The organism is Aureimonas glaciei, from assembly GCF_014643375.1.
Classification (GTDB): domain Bacteria; phylum Pseudomonadota; class Alphaproteobacteria; order Rhizobiales; family Rhizobiaceae; genus Plantimonas; species Plantimonas glaciei.
The window spans coordinates 635,611-658,439 of the sequence record NZ_BMJJ01000001.1; the positions used below are offsets into that span (position 1 = coordinate 635,611).

Consider the following 22,829-nt stretch of genomic DNA (forward strand, 5'->3'; position numbering starts at 1 on the left):
CTATTCCGCGATTTCCTGGGCGGGAAACGGCAGCTTCCCCTCGGTCGCTTCCGCAAGGGGAGTGCCGAGTTCGACGGCGGAAATCTTCTCGCCGCGCCTCAGGATCTTTTCCGTCGACACCAGGATCTGGTCGATGTCCCGCCCGGCCTGGGAGAAATGCGTGCGCAGTGCCGCGACCCTGGCATCGAGCCGCGCCATGTCCTCGGTGAGGAGGCGGACCTCCTTCTGGATCTCGCCCGCTTCCTGCCGCATCCGCGTGTCGCGCAGGATGGCCTGGACGACCTGGATCGACAGCATCAGCAGCGACGGCGAGACGATGACCACGCGGGCGCGGTGCGCCTTTTGCACGATGTCGGCGAAATGCTCGTGCAGCTCGCCGAAGATCGATTCCGACGGCACGAAGAGGAAGGCGGTGTCCTGCGTCTCGCCCGGCAGGAGGTATTTCTCCGCGATCGCCTTCACATGCACGTCCATGTCTCGGCGCAAGCGCTGCGCCGAGAACAGGCGGTGCGCCTCGTCTTCCGCCTCGCGAAAGGCGGTCCAGGCCTCGAGCGGAAATTTGGCGTCGATGGCGAGCGCGGGCGCCCCGTTCGGCATGACGATCAGGCAGTCCGGCCGCTTGCCGTTCGACAGCGTCGCCTGGAAGGAATAGGCGCCCGACGGCAGACCATCCATCACGATCGCTTCCATCCGGCCCTGGCCGAAGGCGCCGCGCGTCTGCTTATTGGAGAGGATGTCCTGCAGCCGCACGACCTCGCCGGCGAGATCGACGATCCGCCCCTGCGCCCGGTCGATCACCGCCAGCCGCTCGGCGAGACCCGAGAGGCTGGCCTGCGTCTCCTTCGTCGTCGCCGTCAGCGACTGGCCGACCCGCGCTGTCATGCCGTCCAGCCGTTCGGCGAGCGTGCGCGCCATATCGCCCTGCCGCGCCGCGAGGCTGTCTGCCATGCCCTGCATCCGGCCGCTGACCTCCGCCTGCGCCTGCAGGATGGCATCGAGCCTTTCCGCGTCCCGGCCCGGCCCGCCGCGCCCTCGCCAGGCGAGCAGCAGCGTCATCAGGAGGGCCGCTGCCAGAAGCGCCGTGCCGAGGCTGACGCCGCGCCCGGCGAGGACGAAGAGCGGGGCGCCCAGCTGGTCGAGGAGCGAGTCGAGGGTCATGGCGCGATGCTACCGCGATCCCGGGTGGAGCGGAAGATCAAAACAGGAACAAATTCGGGCCTCGCAGACCGCGATTGACCGCCGCGCCCGCAGGCATTACGTCACGACGATGACGATCAAGCCGCTCATCATTTTGCCCGACCCGCTGCTGCGCAAGGTCTCCGCCCCTGTGGCCACCGTCGACGTCGCCGTGCGGCGACTGGCCGACGACATGTTGGAGACGATGTACGATGCGCCGGGCATCGGCCTCGCCGCGATCCAGATCGGCGAGCCGCTGCGCATGCTGACCATCGACCTGTCCGGCGAGGACGAGGAGAAGGCGCCGCGCGTCTTCATGAACCCGGAGATTCTCGGCACTTCCGACGCGCGCTCCACCTATGAGGAGGGCTGCCTGTCGATCCCGGACTACTATGCCGAGGTCGAACGGCCCGCGACCGTCACGGTGCGCTATCTCGGCCTCGACGGGAAGATGCACGAGGAGGAGGCGAGCGGGCTGCTCGCCACCTGCCTTCAGCATGAGATCGATCATCTCGATGGCGTCCTGTTCATCGACCACATCTCCAAGCTGAAGCGGGAGATGGTGGTGAAGAAGTTCACCAAGATCGCCCGCAGAGCCTGAGCGCGGGAGCGCGACCATGGCGCTGACCATCGTCTTCATGGGGACGCCGGCCTTTTCGGTGCCGACGCTGCGCGCCGTTGTCGCGGCGGGGCACCAGGTCGTCTGCGTCTACACGCAGCCGCCGCGCGCGGCCGGCCGCCGCGGCCTGACGCTGACGCCCTCGCCGGTGCAGGCCGAGGCCGAGCGGCTCGGGCTTCCCGTCCGCTCGCCGCTTTCGCTGAAGGATCCGGCTGAGATCGCCGACCTCAAGGCGCTCGGCGCCGATGTCGCGGTCGTCGTCGCCTATGGTCTGCTGCTGCCGCAGGCCGCCCTCGACGCCCCCCGGCATTTTTGCCTCAACGGCCATGCCTCTCTTCTGCCGCGCTGGCGCGGCGCCGCGCCCATCCAGCGGGCGATCGAGGCCGGGGACACCGCCACCGGCGTGATGGTCATGCGCATGGAGGCCGGGCTCGATACCGGGCCGGTGGCGGTCACCGCGGAAACCGCGATCGGCGCCTCGGAGACGGCGGGCGAGTTGCAGGAGCGGCTGTCGCAGCTGTCGGCGAGCGCCATGGTCGACGCGCTGGCGCGACTCGAGGCCGGAACGCTCGCCTTCGAGGACCAGGCGGACCTCGCCGCCCGCACCGGCCGCGACCCGCTCTATGCCAAAAAGATCGACAAGGCCGAGGCGCGCATCGATTTCGCCGGCGAGGGCGCCGCGATCGCGCGCAGGATCAATGCCTTCTCGCCCTTTCCCGGCGCCTGGACGATGATCGATTTCGGCGCCGGCCCCGAGCGTGTGAAAATTCTGCGCGCCGTCGCGGCAAATGGCCGGGAAGGCGCGGTTCCGGGCGAACTCCTCGACGATGCGCTGACCGTCGCCGCCGGCACGGGAGCGCTGAAGCTCCTCGACCTGCAGCGGGCCGGCGGCAAGCCGATGGCGGCCGAGACGCTCTTGCGCGGGACGCCGCTGCCGGCCGGCCGCCGGATCGGCGAGGGCTGATCCATGCCGCGCTACAAGCTGACGATCGAGTATGACGGCGCCCGCTATGTCGGCTGGCAGCGCCAGAAGAACGGCTATTCCGTCCAGGAGGCGATCGAGACGGCGCTGAAGGGTTTCATCGGCGAGGACGTCACCATCTTCGGCGCCGGCCGCACGGATGCGGGCGTCCACGCCGCCGGTCAGGTGGCGCATGTCGACTTCGCCAAGGACTGGGACACCGAGACGGTGCGCGACGCGATGAATGCCTTCCTCCGCCAGGAGACGGTGTCGATCCTGTCCGTCGAACGCGTGCCGGACGGTTTTGACGCCCGGTTTTCGGCGCGGAAACGGCACTATCTCTACCGCATCTTCAACCGCCGGCCGCCGCCGGCGCTGCTCGCCGGCCAGGTCTGGTGGGTGTGGAAGCCGCTCGACATCGAGGCAATGAACGAATCGGCGCAGAGCCTGATCGGCACGCACGACTTCACCACCTTCCGCTCCACCCACTGCCAGGCGAAGAATCCGGTGCGCACGCTCGACCGGCTCGTCGTCTTCAAGGGGCCGGGCCACGAAGTGCACATCGAGGCGACGGCGCAGTCCTTCCTGCACAACCAGATCCGCTCGCTCGCCGGCTCGCTGAAGCTGATCGGCGAGAACCGCTGGACCACCGCCGATCTCGTCGCGGCGCTCGAATCGCGTGATCGCAAGCGCTGCGGTCCCGTCGCGCCGCCGGACGGGCTGTCGCTGATGCAGGTCGACTACGCCAGCTGACCGCGCGCCTGGCTTCCGTCAGCCTCTGCAGTTCCCGCGAAAAGTCCGGGGCAGCCATGCGTTTTCGCCGGCTTGGCATCATCTCGGCTCCGGCCTAATCGTAAGCTCTCCTTCTGTGCGTTGCAGCAAGAGCGCGTCGCGGCGCCTTCTCGCGACGGCGGAGGGCGGCGACACTCCGCGGGGCCCCGCCGCGGGGAGCGGCCGGCGCGGCGCGCCTGCCAACGGGCAGAGGAAGCAGCAGTGACCCATCTACCGATCGACGACTGCGAGCGGATCCTCGCCACCCCTGCCGATGCCCCGGCGCTTTCGCGCCCGTCGAGCGGTCTCGTCGAACTGGCGCTGGCGGTCGGCGGCTTTGCCATCGGCACCGGCGAATTCGCGATCATGGGCCTCCTGCCGAACGTCGCCGACGGGCTCGGCGTGTCGACGCCGGTCGCCGGCCACGTGATCTCCGCCTATGCGCTCGGCGTCGTCGTCGGCGCGCCGGCGATCGCGCTGCTGGCGGCCAAGATGACGCGGCGCGTGCTGCTGATCGGCCTGATGGCGTTGTTCGCGCTCGGCAATGTCGCCAGCGCCTTCGCGCCGGACTATGCCAGCCTGATGCTCTTCCGCTTCCTCTCCGGCGTGCCGCACGGCGCCTATTTCGGCGTCGCCGCGCTGGTCGCGGCGTCCATGGTGCCGCACCACAAGCGCACCCAGGCGGTCGGCCGGGTGATGCTCGGCCTCACTGTCGCGACGCTGATCGGCACGCCCTTTGCCACCTTCGTCGGCCAGTTCTTCGGCTGGCGTTCGCTGTTTGCCATCGTCGGCGCGATCGGCGTCCTCACCGTCGTCCTGATCGCGGCGCTGCTGCCGCAGGACATGGTGAAGGAAGGCGCCAGCGCCCTGCGCGAGCTCGGCGCCTTCCGCCGCAAACAGGTCTGGCTGACCCTCGGCATCGCCGCCATCGGCTTCGGCGGCATGTTCTCGGTGTTCAGCTACATCGTCGCCACCGCCATGGCGGTCGCCGGCATGCCGGAATCCTCTGCGCCCCTGATCATGGCCTGCTTCGGCACCGGCATGGTGGCCGGCAATCTCGCCGGCGCCTGGCTCGCCGACCGCTCGCTGATGGGCACGATCGGCGGCATGCTCTGCCTCAACACCGTGGTCCTCGTCGTCTTCGCGCTGACGGCGTCGATCCCCTTCATGCTCTGCGCCTGCGTCTTCCTGATCGGCTGCGGCGTGGCCGTCGGACCGGCGCTGCAGACGCGGCTGATGGATGTCGCGGGCGACGCGCAGACGCTGGCGGCAGCGCTCAACCATTCCGCCTTCAACGTCGCCAATGCGCTCGGCGCCTGGTTCGGCGGCCTGGCCATCGCCGCCGGCTACGGTTTTGCCTCGACGGCCTGGGTCGGCGCGGCGATGTCGGTCGGCGGTCTCGCGGTCTTCGCCGTGTCGCTCATGGCCGAGCGGCGCAGCGTCGCGGCCAGCGCCTGATCGGTACGCTCGCTCAGGCGAGCCGCACGCCCGTCAGTTCCATGACGAGGCCGTAGGCGAAAAGCGACATCACCAGCATCAGGAGGACGATCGCGAGCGCCGCGAAGCCGTCGCGCCCGAGTGCGGTGGAAGTCAGCCGCGCGGTGAGGACGATCGAACCCAGCGCGACGACGAGGCCGAGGCCCGCCATCAGTTCTCCGTCGCCGGCGACGAGCCCGATCAGCCAGTAGGGCACGAGCGCCCAGGTGATCAGCGCGCCACCCCAGTTCGTCGCCACGACCAGCGGCACGATCTTGCGCGAATAGCCGATGGGCCTCGCCACCAGCATCAGCACCACCACCGGCAGCACCCAGGCGAGGAAATCGGCCAGCGCATGCGCGGTGTAGACCAGCGCCGGCGAGGGCACGATCAGCGGCGCCGTCCGAGGCAGGCTTTCGAACTGCACCCAGGACAGCGCCATCGGCGGCACCGCCACCAGGATGGCGAAGAACGAACTCCAGAACCCGTCCGCCGACAGGTCCAGACGGCGCAGGCCCTCCGGCCGGCCGAGCATCAGCTCCGCAGCGCCGGTGAAATAGCGCAGGATCTCGTCCAGCGTCGGCGTCGTGTCAGGCGTGGGCGGCGAACCAACGGGCGATGAAGGCGTCATAGATTTCCGTCAGCGTTTCGAGATCGGAAAGAGCGACCCGTTCATTGGACATGTGCATGGTCTTGCCGACAAGCCCAAACTCCACCACCGGGCAATGATCCTTGATGAAGCGCGCGTCCGAGGTGCCGCCGGAGGTCGACAGCGCCGGCACCCGCCCGGTGACCGACTGCACCGCTTCCGACAGCGCCTTCGTCAGCGCCGCGTCGCTGGTGAGAAAGGCGTCGGACGGGTTGGGGCGGAAGGCGACATCGAAGGCCAGCGGCTCGTCCCGCTCGCCGCGCCAGCGGCGGTTCCCGGCCGCCAGCGCCAGCCGTCGCTCGATCTCCGCGGAAAGGCTTTCCGGCGTCCACTCGTCGTTGAAGCGGATGTTGAAAGACGCGCTCGCCCGGCCCGGAATGACGTTGGTGGAAACATTGCCAAAGGTGTCGAGCGCGGTGATCTCGAGGTTGGAGGCCTGGAAGCGGTCGTTGCCCGAATCGAGCGGCTCGGCGAGCAGGGCATCCATCAGCGCCATCAGCCCGCGCACCGGATTGTCGGCGAGATGCGGATAGGCGACGTGGCCTTGCACGCCGCGCACCGTGACGGTGCCCGACAGCGAGCCGCGCCGGCCGATCTTGATCATGTCGCCGAGCGCTGCCGGATTGGTCGGCTCGCCGACGACGCAGGCGTCGAATTTCTCGCCGCGCTCGGCCGCCCAGGCGAGGAGCTTCACGGTGCCGTTGACCGCCGGCCCTTCCTCGTCGCCGGTGATCAAGAGCGACACCTGGCCCGGCGGCAGGCCGCCGCGGGCGTGGTGGCGGGCGAGCGCCGCGACGAAGCAGGCGATGCCGCCCTTCATGTCCACCGCACCGCGGCCGTAGAGTTCGCCGTCCTCGATGATGCCGGAAAAGGGCGGGTGCTTCCAATCCGCCGTGTTGCCGGGCGGCACGACGTCGGTATGGCCGGCGAAGGTGAGATGCGGCCCGGCCGTGCCGCTTCGGGCGAAGAGATTGGCGATGTCGGCGGTGCCGGCCTCGGTAAAGACCGGGCGTGCCACGGCGAAGCCGAGTGGCAGCAGAAGCTGCTCCAGCGTCGCCAGCGCGCCGGCATCGTCGGGTGTGACCGAAGGGCAGTGAACGAGGCGCTGCAGCACGGCGGTGGGGTCGGTCAGGTCGGGGAGGGCGTTAAGCATGCCTCGATGTATCGCAAAAGTTTCAGACCTGCCACGCAGGCAATAGTTGCCAAAAGGTTTCACTCCCGCACGAAACGTGTTCTGTGTGGCGCCAGCCGTCATTCCGCCTTTTCGGTGCCATGTTTGCCGCCGAACGGATGGGTGAACGATCTTTAATGTTTTCGGAGACACTCATGCGATCAGCATCGGAAATGGTTTGGCAGGCGGTTCGCCGCGCACCCGCCACGCTTCGCCCCGTCGCCCTGATCGCTCTGTCCGCTCCCTTCGCCCTTTCCGCCTGCGTTTCGAACCAGCAGGGCGCCGCGTCCCCCTCCCTGACCCAGGGCCCCGGCTCGGCGCCCGCCAGTGTCGACGCCTATGGTTATGCGCCGGTCCGCATCATGGCCTTCGCCGATGGCACGCGCGTTCCCGAGCCGTCGCAGAAGCCCGACGCCGCCAAGCTCGCCGCCGTCGCGGCGGGGACGGCTCCCGGCAAATCCGCCGCGGTGCGGCCCAGCGCGCCGCCGGCCGACGAGATCGCGGCGCTCGCCGCGGACGTCGCCGAGCGCAAGGCGACCACCACGGCCCCGCAGGTCCTCGTCCCGCCGACCAACGACGTGCTCGTCGCCAAGGCCGCCGCCTATGCCGCGGAACAAAAACCCTCGGCCGGCGACCGCATCGCGGCCGCAGCCTCCGTGCTCAATCCCGTCAATGCCGTGCCCGCCACGATCGCCGCCGTCGCCGATTCCGCGACGGCCGTGAAGGTCGCCGCGGTCGAGACCACCACCAAGGCGGTCGACGTCGTCAGCACCCGCATCAGCGACACCTTCAAGGGCACCGACACGATCACCGGCGATGCCGCGATCGACCGGATGATCGAGCGCTCCGCGGCCGAGAACAACATTCCGAGCGAACTGGCCTATGCCGTGGTGCGCGTCGAGAGCCACTACAATCCCAAGGCCAAGGGCAGCGGCGTCTACGGCCTGTCGCAGATCCAGCCGGCGACGGCCCGCGGTCTCGGCTTTACCGGACAGACGAGCGACCTCTTCGATCCCCAGACGAACCTGCGCTACGGCATGAAATATCTCGCCGGCGCCTGGCAGAAGAGCGGCCATGACGTCTGCGGCGCGGCGATGAAGTACAAGGGCGGCCACCGCACCACGGTGATGAGCCGCTCGGCCGCGGCCTACTGCGCCAACGTCAAGCGCCACATGGCAGCGATCGAACGCCGTCGTGGCAAGGCCAATCGCGAGACGATCGTCGCCGCCAACCAGCGCGAGCAGCAGATCGCCGTGGCTTCCGCCACGCCGACCGCCCGCACGGTGGCTGCCGCGGCGCTGCCGGGCGTTCCGGCGACGGCCGGGGTCGCGCTCGCCAGCGCTGGCAAGGAGTCGAGCCGCAGCCGCCGCGTCATCGGGGCCACGACACCCGTCGCCGCCTCGCTCGCCCTCACCGACTGAAGCCATTCCGACTGGAGCCGTTTCGGCTCTAGCTGTTTCGCCTCTAGCCGTTCCAGCCGAAGCCATTCCGGACGAGCCAGCCGCCCTCGGGCGGCTGGCTGAGCCGGCGTCTGTTGCCGAGGCGGTTGGGCCTGGGAGAAGCGGCCCCGCCATCGGGGTGCCTCAGGCTCTGCGCTCAGCTGCGCAGCAGCTCGTTGATCGAGGTCTTCGAGCGCGTACGCGCATCCACCTTCTTGACGATGACGGCGCAGTAGAGGCTCGGGCCCGGCTCGCCATTGCCCATCGGCTTGCCCGGCATGGCGCCGGCGACGACCACCGAAAAAGGCGGCACCTCGCCATAGCTGACCTCGCCGGTGGCGCGGTCGACGATCTTCGTCGACTGGCCGATGTAGACGCCCATGCCGAGCACCGCGCCCTCGCGCACGATGCAGCCCTCGACGACCTCCGAGCGGGCGCCGATGAAGCAGTTGTCCTCGATGATGGTGGGGCCTGCCTGCAGCGGCTCGAGCACGCCGCCGATGCCGACGCCGCCGGAAAGATGGACGTTCTTGCCGATCTGGGCGCAGGAGCCGACCGTCGCCCAGCCGTCGACCATCGTGCCCGTATCGACATAGGCGCCGAGATTGACGAAGGACGGCATCAGGACGACGTCCTTGCCGATGAAGGCGCCGCGGCGCACGATCGAGCCCGGCACGGCCCGGAAGCCGGCGTCGCGGAAGCGGTTCTCGTCCCAGCCTGCAAACTTCGACGGCACCTTGTCCCACCAGGTGGCGCCGCCGGCGCCGCCCTCGACGATGCTCATGTCGTTGAGGCGGAAGGACAGGAGAACGGCCTTCTTCAGCCACTGGTGGACGCTCCAGACGCCGTCTTCGCCGCGGGTGGCGACCCGCGCCGCGCCGCTGTCCAGCATCTCCATCGCCGTGTCGACCGCGTCGCGCACGGCGCCCTGGGTCGATGCGGATATGCCGGCGCGCTCCTCGAAAGCGTCTTCGATGGTGCGCGCGAGGCTTTCATGGGCGGTCATCGGGACATTCTCCGGTTGTCGGGCGTTTTCAACTTGCCGCTTTCGTCTAGTAGAAGGGCGAATCAGGGTCAACGCGGCCGGGCCGGGACCAGCGCATCGCCGGCGTCGCGGACGGCCTAGGAATGGACATGACATGACCGACGATACCGACCGCGGCACCTGGGACCCGTTCCCGTCATCGCGCCTCGACCAGGAGCAGCAGGCGAAAATGCCGTCGACGCGGCAGACGCGCTCGCCGACCTACAAGCTCGCCTTCGACGACGACGAATTCCTGACCAGCGCCCCGATGCGGGCGGTGCGGCTGCAGCTTGAACTGATGAAGGCCGAGAACGGCCTCGCCGAGGCGGGCATCCTGTCGACCATCGTCCTCTTCGGCGGCGCGCGCATTCCCGAGCCGGGCAAGGCCGCCTGGGCGGGGCGCACGCCCGAGCAGAAGGCGCGGCTGGAGGCGAATTCCCACTATTACGACGCGGCCCGGCAGTTTTCCCGCCTCGCCTCGCTGCACTCGGCCGCCTCGCATGGCGGCAAGGAATTCGTCATCGTCACCGGCGGCGGCCCCGGCGTGATGGAGGCCGGCAACCGCGGCGCGGCCGATGTCGGCGGCGTGTCGGTCGCCCTGAACATCGTCCTGCCGCACGAGCAGGCGCCCAACCCCTACGCTACGCCCGAACTCTGCTTCCGCTTCCACTATTTCGCCGTGCGCAAGATGCACTTCCTGCTGCGGGCAAAAGCCATGGCGATCTTCCCCGGCGGTTTCGGCACGCTCGACGAGATGTTCGAGGCGCTGACGCTGATCCAGACCAAGCGCATGGCGCGGATCCCGGTGATCCTCTTCGGCAAGGAATTCTGGAACCGGGTGCTGAATCTCGAGGTGCTGGCCGAGGAGGGCACGATCGCCCCCGACGATCTGAAACTCATCCAGTTCGCCGACACGGCGGAGGAGGGCTGGGACATCATCCGCGCCTTCTACGGGTTCTAGGCAGAGCCCGGCCCCCGGAACCCCCTGGGCCGCCGCCGAGTTGGGCGAGGGACATGTTCCCTTGGAAAGGCCGATCCGATGCCCGACACCGATTCCAGCATGATGCGCCACCAGCAAGACCTCGATACGGCGCAGAAGATCGACGCCGACGAGACGGCGGCAGCCCGCGACAAGACGGACAGCGATCCGGCCAGCGCCGCCGCGCGGGCGGCCGCGCTCGCGGGCGGAGCCTCCCAGCCGGGCAGCCAGGACGACGTTCTGGCGCAGAACCAGCGCTCTGACTACACGCGCGAGAACGAGGTCTTCGAAGACGGCCGCACCGATGCCAGGCCGGCACCGGACAGCCGTCCGCCGCTGGCCTCCAAGGGGCGCTCGCTGCTCGGCGACTGACTACTCGATGCGCGCGAGAAAGGTCGCGAGGTCGTCGGTGATGAAGTCGATATGGGCGCCGTCGCGGCCCTCGTGCTCCCAGGCCTCGCCGAGAACTTCCTCCATATCCGGCGGGACGATGAGGACGGTACGCATGCCGAGCAGTTTGGGCACTTCGAGATTGCGGGCGAGATCCTCGAACATCGCGGCCCGGGGGCCGTCGATCTTGAACAGCCCGACGAACTTGTCGTAGGTCGCCTGTGCCGGCTTGGGGTTGAGACCGGCGGCGACGATGTCGAAGATGTCCTCGAAATGGTCGAGAATGCCGAGCTGCCGCGCCGTGCGCTCGGCGTGACCGCGGTCGCCATTGGTGAAGATGAACTTTCGCCCGGGCAGGCGCTTGATTTCGGCGCCGAGCGCCGGGTCGGGCGCAACGCCGGAATAGTCGATGTCGTGGACGAATTCGAGGAAGGCGTCGGGATCGACGGCGTGCTCCGACATCAGCCCGCGCAGCGTCGTGCCATGGCTGCGGTAGAGGCCCTTCTGCACGATCCGGGCCTCTTCCGCCGGCAGGCGCAGGAAGTCGGCGACGAAAGCCGTCATCCGCGCGTCGATCTGGGCAAACAGGTTGGTGCGGCGGGGATAGAGCGTGTTGTCGAGGTCGAACACCCAGTCGCGCACGTCGGCGAAATCGCCGGGTGTGGCGTCGGCGGTGTGGCGAAGCGCGGTATCAGCGGTCATGGCATCCGGCGGGTTCGAGAGGCGCCCGGCGCTGCGGGGCTGAGGACTCGGTATAGCCGTCCTGCCTCGGCCGAGCCTTGCGCAAGGGCCTTCGCCCTCCAGGCTTCCTTAGCATCGCTGCCGCGACCCCGCCACATCGGGCAAGGCCGCGGCGACTTGGCGGCCCCTCAGGCGACGGCGGGGCGAATTGCCTCGGGCTCCTCGGGCTCCTCGCGGATGGCGAGCAGCGCCAGCGCCGTGATCACGCCGGCGATGGTCATGTAGTAGCCGACGGAGGCGAGGCCGTAGTCGGTCGCGAGCTTGGTCGCGATATAGGGGGCGAGCGAGGCGCCGATGATGCCGCCGAGGTTGAAGGTCAGCGACGCGCCGGTATAGCGCACGCTGGTCGGAAACAGCTCCGCCAGCGCCGTGCCGAGCGGACCGTAGGTCATGCCCATCAGGCCGAAGCCGATGATCTGGAACGCCAGCACGGCACCCGCATGGCCCGCACCGAACAGCGGCTGGAACAGGAAGCCGAACAGGCAGATGAGCAGCGTCGTCCACAGCAGCGTCCGGCGCCGTCCGTAGCGGTCGGCGAGCTTGGCCGAGAACGGAATGGCGAGACCGAAGAAGACGACGCCGACCATCTGGATCGGCAGGAGCTCGTTGCGGCTGAAGCCGAGCGCCGTCGTGCCCCAGCTCAGGCAGAACACCGTCATCAGATAGAACAGGACGAAGGTGGCGAGCGCCGCGAAGGTGCCGAGGAAGAGCGGCCGCTTGTGCCCGGTCATGACCGTCAGGAACGGCACCTTGACGCGCTCGTTGCGCGCGACCGTCTTGGCGAAGTCGGGCGTCTCGTGCAGGCTGAGGCGGATGTAGAGGCCGAGAAAGACCAGCACGGCACTGGCGATGAAGGGAATGCGCCAGCCGAAGGAGAAGAACTGCGCGTCGGTGAGGACATTGCTGAGGATGAGAAAGCTGCCGGTGGCGCAGATGAAGCCGATCGGCGCGCCGAGCTGCGGAAACATGCCGTACCAGGCGCGCTTGCCCTCCGGCGCGTTCTCCGTCGCCAGCAGCACCGCGCCACCCCATTCGCCGCCGAGGCCGAGTCCCTGGCCGAGACGGCAGAGGGCGAGGAGCAGCGGCGCGAGGACGCCGACCGAGGCATAGGTCGGCAGGAGGCCGATGGCGACGGTGGAAATGCCCATCAGCATCAGGGCGGCGACCAGCGTCGCCTTGCGGCCGATCCGGTCGCCGAAATGCCCGAACAGCGCCGCCCCGATCGGCCGCGCGAAGAAGGCGATGGCAAAGGTCGCCAGCGACTGCAGCACCGCCGCGGACGGGTCCCCGCCGGGAAAAAACAGCTTGGGGAACACGATCACCGCCGCCGTCGCGTAGATGTAGAAATCGAAGAACTCGATCGTCGTGCCGATGAGGCTGGCAGAGAGGACGCGCGCCGGCGAATTGCGCGGCGAGGGGGCGGATGCGGAGGACAAGGAGGGCTGCTTTCGGAATTACCAAGGGAAACGAATGAACTGCGTTGCAGTACGGCAGGTTACGCCGCGCCACAAGAGAAATCCGTAACGCCGGGTACGCATCGCGGCGACCGACGTATCGGTCGCCCGTGGCGCACTTCGCTCCCTAAACGGCCGCATCAGGAGCCCGGCCAGAAGTAACGCCGGGGTCTGGATGCGCAATTCCTACGGGACGATCAGCGTGCCCGCGCCGTGCTCGGTCAGGAGCTCGAGCAGGACCGCGTGGCGGGTCTTGCCATTGAGGATGACGACGCCTTCGACGCCGCGGTCGAGCGCCTGGATGCAGGTCTCGACCTTCGGGATCATCCCGCCGGTGACGGTGCCGTCGCGGATGAGGGTTTTGGCCTCGGCGACGGAGAGCTCGCGGATCAAGGTGCCCGATTTGTCGAGCACGCCCGGCACGTCGGTCAGGAACAGCAGGCGCGAGGCCTGCAGCGCGCCGGCGATGGCGCCGGCAAAGGTGTCGGCATTGATGTTGTAGGTGTGGCCGTCGCGGCCGGGGGCGACGGGCGCCAGCACCGGGATCATCTCCGAGCGGGCGAGAAGGTCCAGAAGCGTGCGGTCGACCTCGACCGGCTCGCCGACGAAGCCGAGATCGAGCACGCGCTCGATGTGGCTGTCGGGATCGATCACCGTCTTCTTCGCCTTTTCGGCGAAGACCATGTTGCCGTCCTTGCCGCAGAGGCCGATCGCCCACTCGCCCTCGGCATTGATGAGGGCGACGATCTCCTTGTTGATCGAGCCGGCGAGAACCATCTCGACGATCTCGACGGTGCGCTGGTCGGTGACGCGAAGCCCGTGCTCGAAGTGCGACTCGATGCCCATCTTGGACAGCATGGCGCCGATCTGCGGGCCACCGCCATGCACGACGATCGGGTTGATGCCGGACTGCTTGAGCAACGCGATGTCGCGGGCAAAGGTCTTGCCGAGCGCGGCGTTGCCCATGGCATGGCCGCCGTATTTCACCACCACCGTCTTGTTCTCGTAGGCCTGCATGAAGGGCAGGGCCTCGGCCAGAAGCGCCGCCTGCTGTTCGCCGTTGGTGGAATGGGCGTCCATGGCGGGGTCCTCGATCTCGGGGGAAACGGTTTCGGGCCGAGCCTTTAGCGGTATTCGCCGGGGGCGGCAATCGCAGAGGCGCCACGCGTCCGGCCCGAACTGGCAGAAGCGTGATCGGGCGTCGGTGCTTTGTGGTGCTGGGCCCATGGCGGCGCGATGGTCCCGGCGGCATGATCCGACGGGCACGGGATCGCCGTCAGGCCGATCCGACCACAAGGGGCCATCCATGCACCGCCAAGCCACCGCTGCCGCTTTTGCCGGACTTGCCGGTTTTGCCGCCCTCGCCGTCATGACCGCCTTGGCGGCGCTGGTTTCCCCCGCTGCCGCCGACGAGGCGGGCTGGGCGGCGCTGCGGGCGCCCGGCACGCATGCGCTGATGCGCCATGCCATCGCCCCCGGCACGGGCGATCCCGACGGTTTTCGGATCGGCGACTGCGCCACGCAGCGCAATCTCGACGAGGCCGGCCGCGCCCAGGCGGCGCGCATCGGCGCGGCGATGCGGGAGCGCGGCATCCCCGTCGCCGTCGTTCTCTCCAGCCAGTGGTGCCGGGCGCGGGACACGGCCGACCAGCTCGGTCTCGGTCCGGTCGAAGACGAGCCGGCGCTGAACTCCTTCTTCGACGATCGCGGCAGCGCCGATACCGCCAGCCGCCAGGTGACGGAGCGCCTGGCGACACTGGACGACCGCAAGGCGGTTCTCGTCACGCATCAGGTCAACATCACCGCGCTGACCGGCATTTTTCCGGCCTCCGGCGAGATCATCGTGGTCGCGCCGGAAGCGGATGGGCGACTCGCCGTGCGCGGCCGCATCCGGACGGACTAAGGTGCGGCCCCACGTCCCTCATCGCGGCACCAGGTCGGGCTGTCAGCCGGCGATTGCCTGGGCGGCTGCCAACGGCGGGCCAAAATCCCCGGCCGGCAGCACTGTCACGCGTTCGAGGCCGAGCCAGCCGGCCATCTGCCGGAGCTCGGTGAGAAGGGCCTCCGCCGTCTCCGCCGGCGCGTGCGGCTCGGCATGGGCCGACAGGACAAAGAGCGTTCCGGCCTTGCGGTCGGCCTTGAGATCCACCCGCGCCACCAGCCGGTCGCCGAGGAGGAAGGGCAGCACGTAGTAGCCGTGCAGGCGCTTCTCGGCCGGCGTATAGATCTCGATGCGGTAGCGGAAGCCAAACAGGCGCTCGGTCCGGGCGCGCTCGAAGACGAGGGGATCGAAGGGCGAGAGCAGCGCCTGAGCCGCGATTTTTCGCGGCCGCCGGGCTTGTGGGTGGAGGAAGGCCGGCTGCGACCAGCCCTCGACCGTCACCGGAATCAGTGCTCCGGCCTCAACGAGATCGGCGAGGAGTGGCGGCGTCTCCGCGGCGGAAAGGCGAAAATAGTCGCGCAGGTCCGAGGCGGTGGCGATGCCGAGCGCCCGGGCCGAGGCGAGCAGCAGGGCGCGTTGCGCCTCGGCCGGTGAGGGCGTCGGCAGCGAGAGGATCGCCGGCGGGATCACCCGCTCGGTCAAGTCGTAGACGCGGGCAAAACTGCGGCGCGTCGCGGTGGTGATGCGGCCGGACCAGAACAGAAATTCCAGGGCGCGCTTGGTGTCGCTCCAGCCCCACCAGCCGCCGGCGCCGCGCGGCGCCTCGAAATCGCCGGAGGAGAGCGGGCCTTCCGCCGCGATCCGCTCGAGTACCGCCGCCACGGCCGGGGCCTGCTCGCGGCCGAAAACGGCAAGGCCCTTGTAGATGCCTTCGCCCGCCGCCGCCCGATCCATGCGCCAGCGCAGCAGCGGCTGCGTCTCCAGCGGCAGGAGCGAGGCCTCGTGCGCCCAATATTCGAACAGTTTGCGCGGTTTCCCCCAGGCCGCCCGCTCCAACGCTTCCCGCGGATAAGGCCCGAGCCGCGAGAACAGCGGCATGTAGTGCGCCCGCGCAGACACGCTGACCGAGTCGATCTGCAAGAGCCCCAGCCGGTTGATCGTCCTGTTCATCCGCCGCCAGTCGGCGACTTCCGGCCGCGCTTCGCCAAAACCTTGCGCGGCGAGCGCGATGCGCCGGGCCGCGGCGGCGGAGATGTGGTCTGCTGTCACTGAGGTCGCGGCCCGTTTTGTATCCCCGAGGGCCGGCACCATGCCGCGCCTTGTCGAACGGATCAAGAACGGTCGGGACTACCGTCCCGTGCCGTCACCCTGCGACCCCGCAGAGGCCTACCGCCCCAGCGCCCGCTCGATGTCGTCGAGCGCGCTTGAATCCTCGATGGTGGCGGGCATGTCGAAGGCGTCGCGGTCGACGATCTTCTTCATCGTGCCGCGCAGGATTTTTCCCGAGCGCGTCTTCGGCAGGCGGTCGACGACGATCACGCGGCGGAAGGCCGCAACAGGGCCGATGCGCTCGCGCACCAGGGCGACCACCTCGTCCTGGATAGCGTCGGCCGACAAGAGGTTCGAGTTCTTGAGGACGACGAAACCGCAGGGGAGTTCGCCCTTCAACTCGTCGCGCATGCCGATGACGGCGCATTCGGCGACGGCCGGATGGGTCGACACCGCCTCCTCCATCTCGCCCGTCGACAGCCGGTGGCCGGCGACGTTGATGACGTCGTCGGTGCGGCCCATGACGTAGAGATACCCCTCTTGGTCGATCATTCCGGCGTCGGCGGTGGCGTAGTAGCCGGGATAGGCGTCGAGATAGGCGGAGCGGAAACGATCGTCGGCGTTCCAGAGGGTCGGCAGGGCACCGGGGGGCAGCGGCAGGCGCAGCGCGATGGCGCCCATCTCGCCACGGCCGAGTGGTTTGGCGCTCTCGTCGAGGATCTGGATGTAGTAGCCGGGCACGGTCACGCCGGGGCTGCCGTATTTGACCGGGAGAAGGCCGAGGCCGGCCGGGTTGATGGCGATCGGCCAGCCGCTCTCGGTCTGCCACCAGTGGTCGATCACCGGCACGCCGAGCGCCTTTTCGGCCCAGCGGATGGTTTCCGTGTCGGCGCGCTCGCCGGCCAGGAACAGCGTGCGGAATTTCGACAGGTCATAAGCCCGGGGCAGCTCGCCCTCCGGATCCTCCTTGCGGATGCCGCGGATCGCCGTCGGCGCGGTGAACAGGGCGACCACGCCGTGCTCGGCGATGACACGCCAAAAAGTGCCGGCATCGGGCGTGCCGATCGGCTTGCCCTCGAACAGCACCGCCGTGCAGCCTTTCAGCAGCGGCCCGTAGACGATGTAGGAATGGCCGACGACCCAGCCGACGTCGGAGGCGGCCCACCAGACCTCGCCCGCCTTCACGCCGAACAGCGCCTCCATCGACCACTGCAGGGCGACCATGTGGCCGCCATTGTCGCGCACCACGCCCTTCGGCTGGCCGGTCGTGCCGGAGGTGTAGAGGATGTAGAGCGGGTCGGTCGCTTTCACGGGGGTGCAGGGCACGTCGCGCCCGGCGGCGATCGCCGCCATCGCCTTGTCGCGCAAGCCCGCCCAGTCGTGGTCGCGACCCTCGGTCATCGCAGCGTGGAGTTGGGGCCGCTGCAGGATGACCGTCGCTTCCGGCTTGTGCGCGGCAAGCTCGATCGCCTTGTCGAGCAGCGGCTTGTAGGCGACGGTGCGGCCCGGCTCGATGCCGCAGGAGGCCGACAGCACCGCCTTCGGCCGGCAGTCGTCGATGCGGGTGGCGAGCTCGCGCGCGGCAAAGCCGCCGAAGACGACCGAATGCACGGCGCCGAGCCGGGCGCAGGCGAGCATGGCGATCGCGGCTTCCGGCACCATCGGCATGTAGATGATGACGCGGTCGCCTTTGGTGACGCCGAGATCCTGAAGGCTCGCCGCGAGCGCTTTGACCTCGGCGAGGAGCTCGGCATAGCTCAGCTTGCGCTGCGTGCCGGTGACGGGCGAATCGTGGATGATCGCCGTCTGGTCGGCGCGCCCGGCGGCGACGTGCCGGTCGAGGGCGTTGTAGCAGGTGTTGCAGCTGGCATCGGGAAACCAGCGGCCGTAGACGCCGGCCTCGGCGTCAAAGGCTTTCGTCGGCGCGTCGACCCAGTCGATCGCCTTCGCCTGTTCCAGCCAGAAACCTTCGGGATCGGCCTGCCATTCGGCATAGACGGCGTGGTAGCGGCTTTCCATGATGTCCCTCCCGACGCATCGCGGCTCCCGGCCTCCCAACCGGTAGGGTCGCCCGACACTGGCGGCCGGTACGTCCCTTGCGCGACTTCACGGGGAGCAATCTATTCGGCGGCGCCCGCCAAGGGAATGGGCCCTTCGTCGGGGCCGGCGAGCGCCGGCGCGGGCAGGGTGCAGCCTGTGTCGCAGCAGCGGCCCGGCTGCTTCGACACCCGCTGGTTCCCACCGCCGTTCGCCAGCACGCCCCGGTCGAGCAGTCGCTCGACCAACTCCACCTTCTCGGCGACGGGATAGTGCCGCCAGATCTCGCGCTTCATCGCCTCCGGCGAGCCGCCGCCATGCAGCGAGATCACCGAATACCAGCCGGCCTGGTGCGAGACGGTGAGGTCCTCGATGAAGCGCGAAACCTCCAGCCGCTGTGCGGCGGGAATGTCCGGCCGTCCGGCGAGGACCGCGCCGAGCGACGCCTGCGCGGCCGGATTGTGGTCCTCGTCGGGGCCGGGCAGAGCGACGATCAACCCGCCCGAGACGGCATGCGCGATGCGGTGCATGTCGTAGATCTTGGTCGCCAGCAGCAGCTTGCCGATGTTGGAAAACAGCGCGTCGGGCATGACCGAGCCCGCCGGATCCGCCGTGCCGTAGACTGAGGCGGCGACGCCGCAGGCAAAGAAGCTCTCGGTGATGGTGATCAGTTCGACCATCTGGTCGCGAATGTGGCCGTGGAGATCGGGATCGAGCCCGTTCGCCTCGATCATCAGGGCGCCGGCCCCGATCAGGAGGTCGCCGAAACCGGCCCGGGCGCCGATGCAGGAATGGCGGTGGTGGGTGGCGTAGGTGGTGGTGAGAAAGCCGCCTTCCTCGGTCTCGCCGGCGAGAAAGACGCGGTCGTGCGGCACGAAGACGTCGTCGAAGACGACGACCCCGGTCGACTGCCCATACTGCCCGGAAAACTTGGCCGCGGCCTCGCCGGGTCGACCGGCAGGGCGGGCGATGATGGTCACCCCCTCGGCATCGACCGGCACGGCGCAGGCGACGGCGAAGTCGGCGTCCTCTGCCGTGTGGGTCCGGCAGGGCATGACCAGGAATTCGTGCACATAGGGCGCAGCGGTGACGATGGCCTTGGTGCCGCGAATGACGATGCCGTCCGGCCGGCGCTCGGTGATGTGGACATAGACGTCGCGGTTCGCCTGCGCGCCCGGGCGTTTCGACCGGTCGCCCTTGGCGTCGGTCATGGCGATGCCGAGCGTCAGGTCCTCTTCCTGCACCCGGTCGAGATAGGCGAGGAACCGCTGGTGGTAGTCCGTGCCATGTGCGGCGTCGGTGCGCTTCGTCGCCTGGTAGAAGGCGTTCAGCGCGTCGTGGGCGAGGTAGCGCTGGGCGCAGCCCGATTCCCGGCAGACCAGCCGCACCGCTTCCAGCTTGTGGAGGAGGTCCTGGGTCGTCCGGTTGACGTGCAGCATGCGGTTGACGGTGCGCCCCTCCTGATCCGCCGTCATCAGCGTCCGGAATTCCGGCCGGTGGGCGAAATCATAGGTGACGCCGATGGCGTTGATCCCCGGCCGCAGCGATGGCGCGTCGGCGACGGAGGGAATGGCCTCGCCATTGACGAAAACGCGCGGGCTGTAGCGGCGCAGCGAATCCCGGTAGTCGGCGGCGGTCATCAGCATTTTCGGCAATCCTCCCATGGCTTGCCGGCAAAAATGAACACTGTTAGATTATTCGTCAAGCCGCATTTCCGAGGAGTGTTCATGGCGATCGAAACAGGCGCCGACGCGGCGGCGGCCGGGACGGGCGGGCGGCGCGAGGCTGGCGCCGCCCGCAAGCGCGCGATGATCCTCGACGCCGCAAGGCGGATCTTCGAGAGCGAGGGCCTGGAAGGCGCCAGCCTGCGCGCCATCGCCGGCGAGGCCGGCTACACGCCGGCGGCCCTGTACTTCCACTTCGAGTCCAAGGAAGCGATCTATGCCGAGGTCCTGGCGCAGTCGCTGGACGGCCTGGGCCTCGCCATCGCCGCTTCCGTGGCCGAAGCGCAGGCCCCGGCGGACCGGCTGACGGCGGCGGCGCTCGCCTTCTTCGACTTCTATGCCGAGCACCCGCGCGATCTCGATCTCGGTTTCTACCTCCTGCGCGGCGGCATGAAACCGCAGGGCCTGGGGGCCGACCGCGACGCGGCGCTGAACGCGCGGCTCGTCGCCGCGCTGTCGCCGATCGGCGCCACGGCGCGCGCGCTCGGCGCCACCGACGCCGCGGCCGAGCGCCTGACGGCGGACGTCTTCGCCCATGCCGCCGGCCTGCTCTTGCTGGCACATACCGGTCGCCTGCGCCTGTTCGGCCTGTCCGCCCGCGATCTGATGGCCGAGCATGTCGCCCTGAAGATCACCGCCCTCACGGTGGCCTGAGCCGTCTCGGGCCGAGCCGGGCCGGACACCGGTACGACTTGCTTCCCGTGACCGGAGATTCACCGGTTCTGCCCGCCGGGTCCCGATTGCCGCCGTCCGAACCATGCCGTTCAATCGACTGTCGGTTCCGGTGGGGGATGGGCATGGGGATGCGCGTGTCGCTGAGGCTCGCCGTTTGGGTGGCGTCGCTGCTGCCGGCCCCCGCTCTGGCCGGGGCCTGGACCCTGCCGCAAGGCACCGGCCAGGTGATCGTCAGCGGCTTCTGGGCCGAGGCGATGGAGGCTTTCGACGGCGGTGGCCAGGTGGAAGCGATCCCGCTGTTCCAGAAGGCCGAGATCCATCTCTATGCCGAGTATGGCCTGACCGACGGGGTGACGGCCATTCTGCGGACCGAGGCCAAGACCTATGCGAGCGGCGAGGCGCCTTCGCTCGATGCCGCGCGCTTCGGCCTCAGCGGTGGTGGCGCCCGGCTGCTTCTGTGGGAGGGCGATGGCGCCGTCCTCTCGGCCGAGATCACCGGGCGCGTCGCCACGCCCTTCGACAGGCGCGCCCGGTCCGAGGAGCGGGGCGGCGAGGTCGAGGCCCTGCTCTTTGCCGGCAAGGGGTTCGGCGTCGGCCGATGGTCCGGCTTTGCCGAGATCCAGGGCGGCTATCGGCTGGGGCTGGACGGTCGGTCGGACGCCTTTCGGGCCGATCTCACCCTCGGGATCCGGCCGCGGGCGCAGTGGCTCCTTCTGGCCCAGAGCTTCAACACCCTGGCGGTCGATCACCCGGACGCGGGCTTTGCCGAGCCGACCGAGCACAAGCTGCAGCTCAGCGCGGTCTACGACGTCAACCGGCACCTGTCGCTGCAGGTCGGGGGCTTGGCCACCCTGGCCGGCCGCGACGCCCTGCAAGAGCGCGCGCTCGTCACCGCCGTCTGGCTGCGTTTCTGATCCGCGGTCCCGAGCGAGGCGGCCGGGACGGGGCGAACGGGGCGCTAGAAGAAGATGTCGGCGTCGCCGCTGTCCTGGCGCTCGATCTCGGTGGCGGGCACGTCCCGCAGGCGATCGCGCAGGTCGCTGAGGGAGATCAGCGAGAGCGCCTGCGCGTCGTCGAGGTCCATCTCCTCGGGCGCGGCCATGGCGAGGCAGCCCGTGTAGTCGGAAAGGTTCGCCAGGATCTGCTGCATCAGATCGATGCCCTGGGTCGCCCGGACATAGTCGGCATTGGCGAGATTGCTGGAGCCGCCGTCGGAGAAGGCGAGATGGTGGAACTCGTCGGCCGCGTCCGCCAGCGCGTGCAGTTCGTAGGAGAGGCGGGTCAGGATGGCGTTGACGGTGGTTTTGGGCATCGGCGTTTCCAGGGAGCGCGGCGTGTCGGCGAAGCCGTCGGCCACGAGCGGGGCGACGAGGATGGGCGAGGACATGGCCATCAGAACAGCTCCAGATCGCCGATGGATTTCTGCTGGCGGACCGGCGGCGGCGGCGGCAGCACGGCGGACTTGTCGAGGAAGACCTGGCGCGCCCGGCCGGAATGCGGCCAGTATTCGATCCGCCGGCCCTTGTCGCCGCCGACATCGCCGCGGGCTTCCATGATGCCTTCGTTGCGCAGGAAGTTGCGCGCGAAGGCGGCGTTCTTGGCGCCGATATCGGACAGGCCCTGGACCGTGCGCGCGCCGCCGAAGAGTTTCGCCTCGATGCGCTCGCGGCGGGCGCCCTGCTTCAAGAGGCCGTTGATCAACAGCTCCATCAGGTAGAGCCCGTAGCTTTCGGCTCGGCTCTGTCCCTCGCCGCCGCCCGGCAGCAGAAAGTGGTTCATGCCGCCGACGCCGGCGACGGGGTCGCGCATGCAGGCCGCGACGCAGGAGCCGAGCAGGGTGGTGAGGACGAGATCCTCGCCGCTCCCCCATTTGGCTTCACCCTGGATGATGTTGAGGCGCCGACGCGCGATCATTTCGCTCATGACTATTGCAGCTTTCCGACGACGGCTTCGATGGTCTTCTGCAGCACCGGCACGGAGATCGGCTTGACCAGGAAATTGTTGACGCCGAGGGCGGCGGCCTTCTGCACGAGCTCGCGGTCGCCGCGGCCGGTGAGGATGATGAAGGGCGTCTTCTTCGTCGGCGGATAGGAGCGCACCGCCTTCAGGAGCTGCAGGCCGTCGACCTTGGGCATGTTGAAGTCGGAGATGATGATGTGACACGGCGCGCTCATCAGCATCTTCAGCGCCTCCTCGCCGTCCACGGCCATCGTGATCTGCGAAATGCCCAGCTGGTCGAGCGCGTCGCGGATCAGCATACGGCTGGTGCGCTGGTCGTCGACGATCAGCACTTTCAGTTGCGACTTGAAGGCCATACCTTCGTTCCTTCTCAATACTCGAATGCCGGTTGCGGAGATCGACCGGCCGCATCCGGGTAGCACCACGTTCTCGG

The 22,829-nt window shown here is 68.9% G+C and carries 23 protein-coding genes; 10 read left to right on the plus strand and 13 right to left on the minus strand.

Annotated features, from left to right (window positions below; genetic code table 11):
• Nucleotides 1-1,158 carry a DNA recombination protein RmuC gene (locus tag IEX88_RS02925; RefSeq protein WP_188849041.1) on the minus strand — a complete coding sequence of 386 codons (1,158 nt, stop codon included), beginning with the start codon at nt 1,156-1,158 and terminating at the stop codon, nt 1-3.
• A 109-nt stretch (nt 1,159-1,267) separates the two neighbouring features.
• On the opposite strand from IEX88_RS02925, the gene def reads away from it, so the two are divergent.
• From def to IEX88_RS02945, 4 genes are all read left to right on the plus strand, one after another.
• Nucleotides 1,268-1,777 (plus strand): peptide deformylase, encoded by a 510-nt coding sequence (def, locus tag IEX88_RS02930; protein WP_188849042.1) that lies wholly within the window; start codon nt 1,268-1,270, stop codon nt 1,775-1,777.
• Nucleotides 1,778-1,793: 16 nt separating this feature from the next.
• Nucleotides 1,794-2,759 (plus strand): methionyl-tRNA formyltransferase, encoded by a 966-nt coding sequence (gene fmt, locus IEX88_RS02935; protein ID WP_188849043.1) that lies wholly within the window; start codon nt 1,794-1,796, stop codon nt 2,757-2,759.
• Nucleotides 2,760-2,762: 3 nt separating this feature from the next.
• Nucleotides 2,763-3,509, plus strand: a complete 747-nt coding sequence (gene truA / locus IEX88_RS02940) for a tRNA pseudouridine(38-40) synthase TruA (RefSeq protein ID WP_188849044.1) — start codon at nt 2,763-2,765, stop codon at nt 3,507-3,509.
• 240 nt (nt 3,510-3,749) lie between these two features.
• Complete coding sequence (locus tag IEX88_RS02945; RefSeq protein ID WP_188849045.1) at nt 3,750-4,985, plus strand: MFS transporter; 1,236 nt, start codon at nt 3,750-3,752, stop codon at nt 4,983-4,985.
• Between the two features lie 13 nt (nt 4,986-4,998).
• On the opposite strand, the gene IEX88_RS02950 is transcribed toward IEX88_RS02945, so the two are convergent.
• Both IEX88_RS02950 and dapE read right to left on the minus strand, forming a co-directional pair.
• Complete coding sequence (locus IEX88_RS02950) at nt 4,999-5,634, minus strand: hypothetical protein (RefSeq protein ID WP_188849046.1); 636 nt, start codon at nt 5,632-5,634, stop codon at nt 4,999-5,001.
• Nucleotides 5,594-6,805 (minus strand): succinyl-diaminopimelate desuccinylase, encoded by a 1,212-nt coding sequence (gene dapE / locus IEX88_RS02955; RefSeq protein WP_188849047.1) that lies wholly within the window; start codon nt 6,803-6,805, stop codon nt 5,594-5,596. The genes IEX88_RS02950 and dapE overlap by 41 nt, the downstream gene beginning before the upstream one ends.
• A 173-nt stretch (nt 6,806-6,978) precedes the next feature.
• On the opposite strand from dapE, the gene IEX88_RS02960 reads away from it, so the two are divergent.
• A complete protein-coding gene (locus IEX88_RS02960; protein WP_188849048.1) occupies nt 6,979-8,244 on the plus strand; it encodes a transglycosylase SLT domain-containing protein in 1,266 nt (421 codons plus the stop codon).
• Nucleotides 8,245-8,419: 175 nt separating this feature from the next.
• Here IEX88_RS02960 and dapD read toward each other — a convergent pair whose 3' ends face one another.
• The gene (gene dapD / locus IEX88_RS02965) at nt 8,420-9,268 is read right to left on the minus strand and encodes a 2,3,4,5-tetrahydropyridine-2,6-dicarboxylate N-succinyltransferase (protein WP_188849049.1); all 849 of its coding nucleotides are present in this window, start codon (nt 9,266-9,268) and stop codon (nt 8,420-8,422) included.
• A 133-nt stretch (nt 9,269-9,401) separates the two neighbouring features.
• Between dapD and IEX88_RS02970 the strand changes: the two genes are divergently transcribed.
• Nucleotides 9,402-10,247 (plus strand): LOG family protein, encoded by an 846-nt coding sequence (locus IEX88_RS02970; RefSeq protein WP_188849050.1) that lies wholly within the window; start codon nt 9,402-9,404, stop codon nt 10,245-10,247.
• A gap of 78 nt (nt 10,248-10,325) precedes the next feature.
• The gene (locus IEX88_RS02975) at nt 10,326-10,637 is read left to right on the plus strand and encodes a hypothetical protein (RefSeq protein WP_188849051.1); all 312 of its coding nucleotides are present in this window, start codon (nt 10,326-10,328) and stop codon (nt 10,635-10,637) included.
• Here the strand turns inward: IEX88_RS02975 and IEX88_RS02980 are convergent, their stop codons facing one another.
• The 3 genes from IEX88_RS02980 to argB form a co-directional block, all read right to left on the minus strand.
• Complete coding sequence (locus tag IEX88_RS02980; RefSeq protein ID WP_188849052.1) at nt 10,638-11,357, minus strand: pyrimidine 5'-nucleotidase; 720 nt, start codon at nt 11,355-11,357, stop codon at nt 10,638-10,640.
• A 167-nt stretch (nt 11,358-11,524) separates the two neighbouring features.
• On the minus strand, nt 11,525-12,832 hold the full coding sequence (locus IEX88_RS02985; RefSeq protein WP_188849053.1) for an MFS transporter: 1,308 nt from the start codon (nt 12,830-12,832) through the stop codon (nt 11,525-11,527).
• Nucleotides 12,833-13,036: 204 nt separating this feature from the next.
• The gene (gene argB, locus IEX88_RS02990; RefSeq protein ID WP_188849054.1) at nt 13,037-13,930 is read right to left on the minus strand and encodes an acetylglutamate kinase; all 894 of its coding nucleotides are present in this window, start codon (nt 13,928-13,930) and stop codon (nt 13,037-13,039) included.
• Nucleotides 13,931-14,156: 226 nt separating this feature from the next.
• Here argB and IEX88_RS02995 point away from each other — a divergent pair, with 226 nt between their 5' ends.
• A complete protein-coding gene (locus tag IEX88_RS02995) occupies nt 14,157-14,753 on the plus strand; it encodes a histidine phosphatase family protein (RefSeq protein ID WP_210319227.1) in 597 nt (198 codons plus the stop codon).
• Nucleotides 14,754-14,795: 42 nt separating this feature from the next.
• Here IEX88_RS02995 and IEX88_RS03000 read toward each other — a convergent pair whose 3' ends face one another.
• The 3 genes from IEX88_RS03000 to IEX88_RS03010 form a co-directional block, all read right to left on the minus strand.
• A complete protein-coding gene (locus IEX88_RS03000) occupies nt 14,796-16,001 on the minus strand; it encodes a winged helix-turn-helix domain-containing protein (protein ID WP_244639776.1) in 1,206 nt (401 codons plus the stop codon).
• 117 nt (nt 16,002-16,118) lie between these two features.
• Complete coding sequence (locus tag IEX88_RS03005; RefSeq protein WP_188849056.1) at nt 16,119-18,020, minus strand: propionyl-CoA synthetase; 1,902 nt, start codon at nt 18,018-18,020, stop codon at nt 16,119-16,121.
• Nucleotides 18,021-18,121: 101 nt separating this feature from the next.
• Complete coding sequence (locus IEX88_RS03010) at nt 18,122-19,684, minus strand: 4-hydroxyphenylacetate 3-hydroxylase family protein (protein WP_188849057.1); 1,563 nt, start codon at nt 19,682-19,684, stop codon at nt 18,122-18,124.
• 81 nt (nt 19,685-19,765) lie between these two features.
• Between IEX88_RS03010 and IEX88_RS03015 the strand changes: the two genes are divergently transcribed.
• Together IEX88_RS03015 and IEX88_RS03020 are read left to right on the plus strand one after the other, a co-directional pair.
• On the plus strand, nt 19,766-20,416 hold the full coding sequence (locus IEX88_RS03015; protein ID WP_188849058.1) for a TetR/AcrR family transcriptional regulator: 651 nt from the start codon (nt 19,766-19,768) through the stop codon (nt 20,414-20,416).
• 143 nt (nt 20,417-20,559) lie between these two features.
• Entirely contained in the window at nt 20,560-21,351 is a 792-nt protein-coding gene (locus tag IEX88_RS03020) for a hypothetical protein (RefSeq protein WP_188849059.1), read from the plus strand.
• A 44-nt stretch (nt 21,352-21,395) separates the two neighbouring features.
• On the opposite strand, the gene IEX88_RS03025 is transcribed toward IEX88_RS03020, so the two are convergent.
• The 3 genes from IEX88_RS03025 to IEX88_RS03035 are packed head-to-tail and all read right to left on the minus strand — an operon-like array spanning nt 21,396 to nt 22,752.
• On the minus strand, nt 21,396-21,830 hold the full coding sequence (locus IEX88_RS03025) for a DUF8776 family protein (protein WP_188849060.1): 435 nt from the start codon (nt 21,828-21,830) through the stop codon (nt 21,396-21,398).
• On the minus strand, nt 21,830-22,360 hold the full coding sequence (locus IEX88_RS03030; protein WP_188849061.1) for a chemotaxis protein CheD: 531 nt from the start codon (nt 22,358-22,360) through the stop codon (nt 21,830-21,832). Before IEX88_RS03030 ends, IEX88_RS03025 begins: the two co-directional genes overlap by 1 nt.
• Nucleotides 22,361-22,362: 2 nt before the next feature.
• Complete coding sequence (locus IEX88_RS03035; RefSeq protein ID WP_188849062.1) at nt 22,363-22,752, minus strand: response regulator; 390 nt, start codon at nt 22,750-22,752, stop codon at nt 22,363-22,365.
• Between the last annotated feature and the right edge of the window lie 77 nt (nt 22,753-22,829).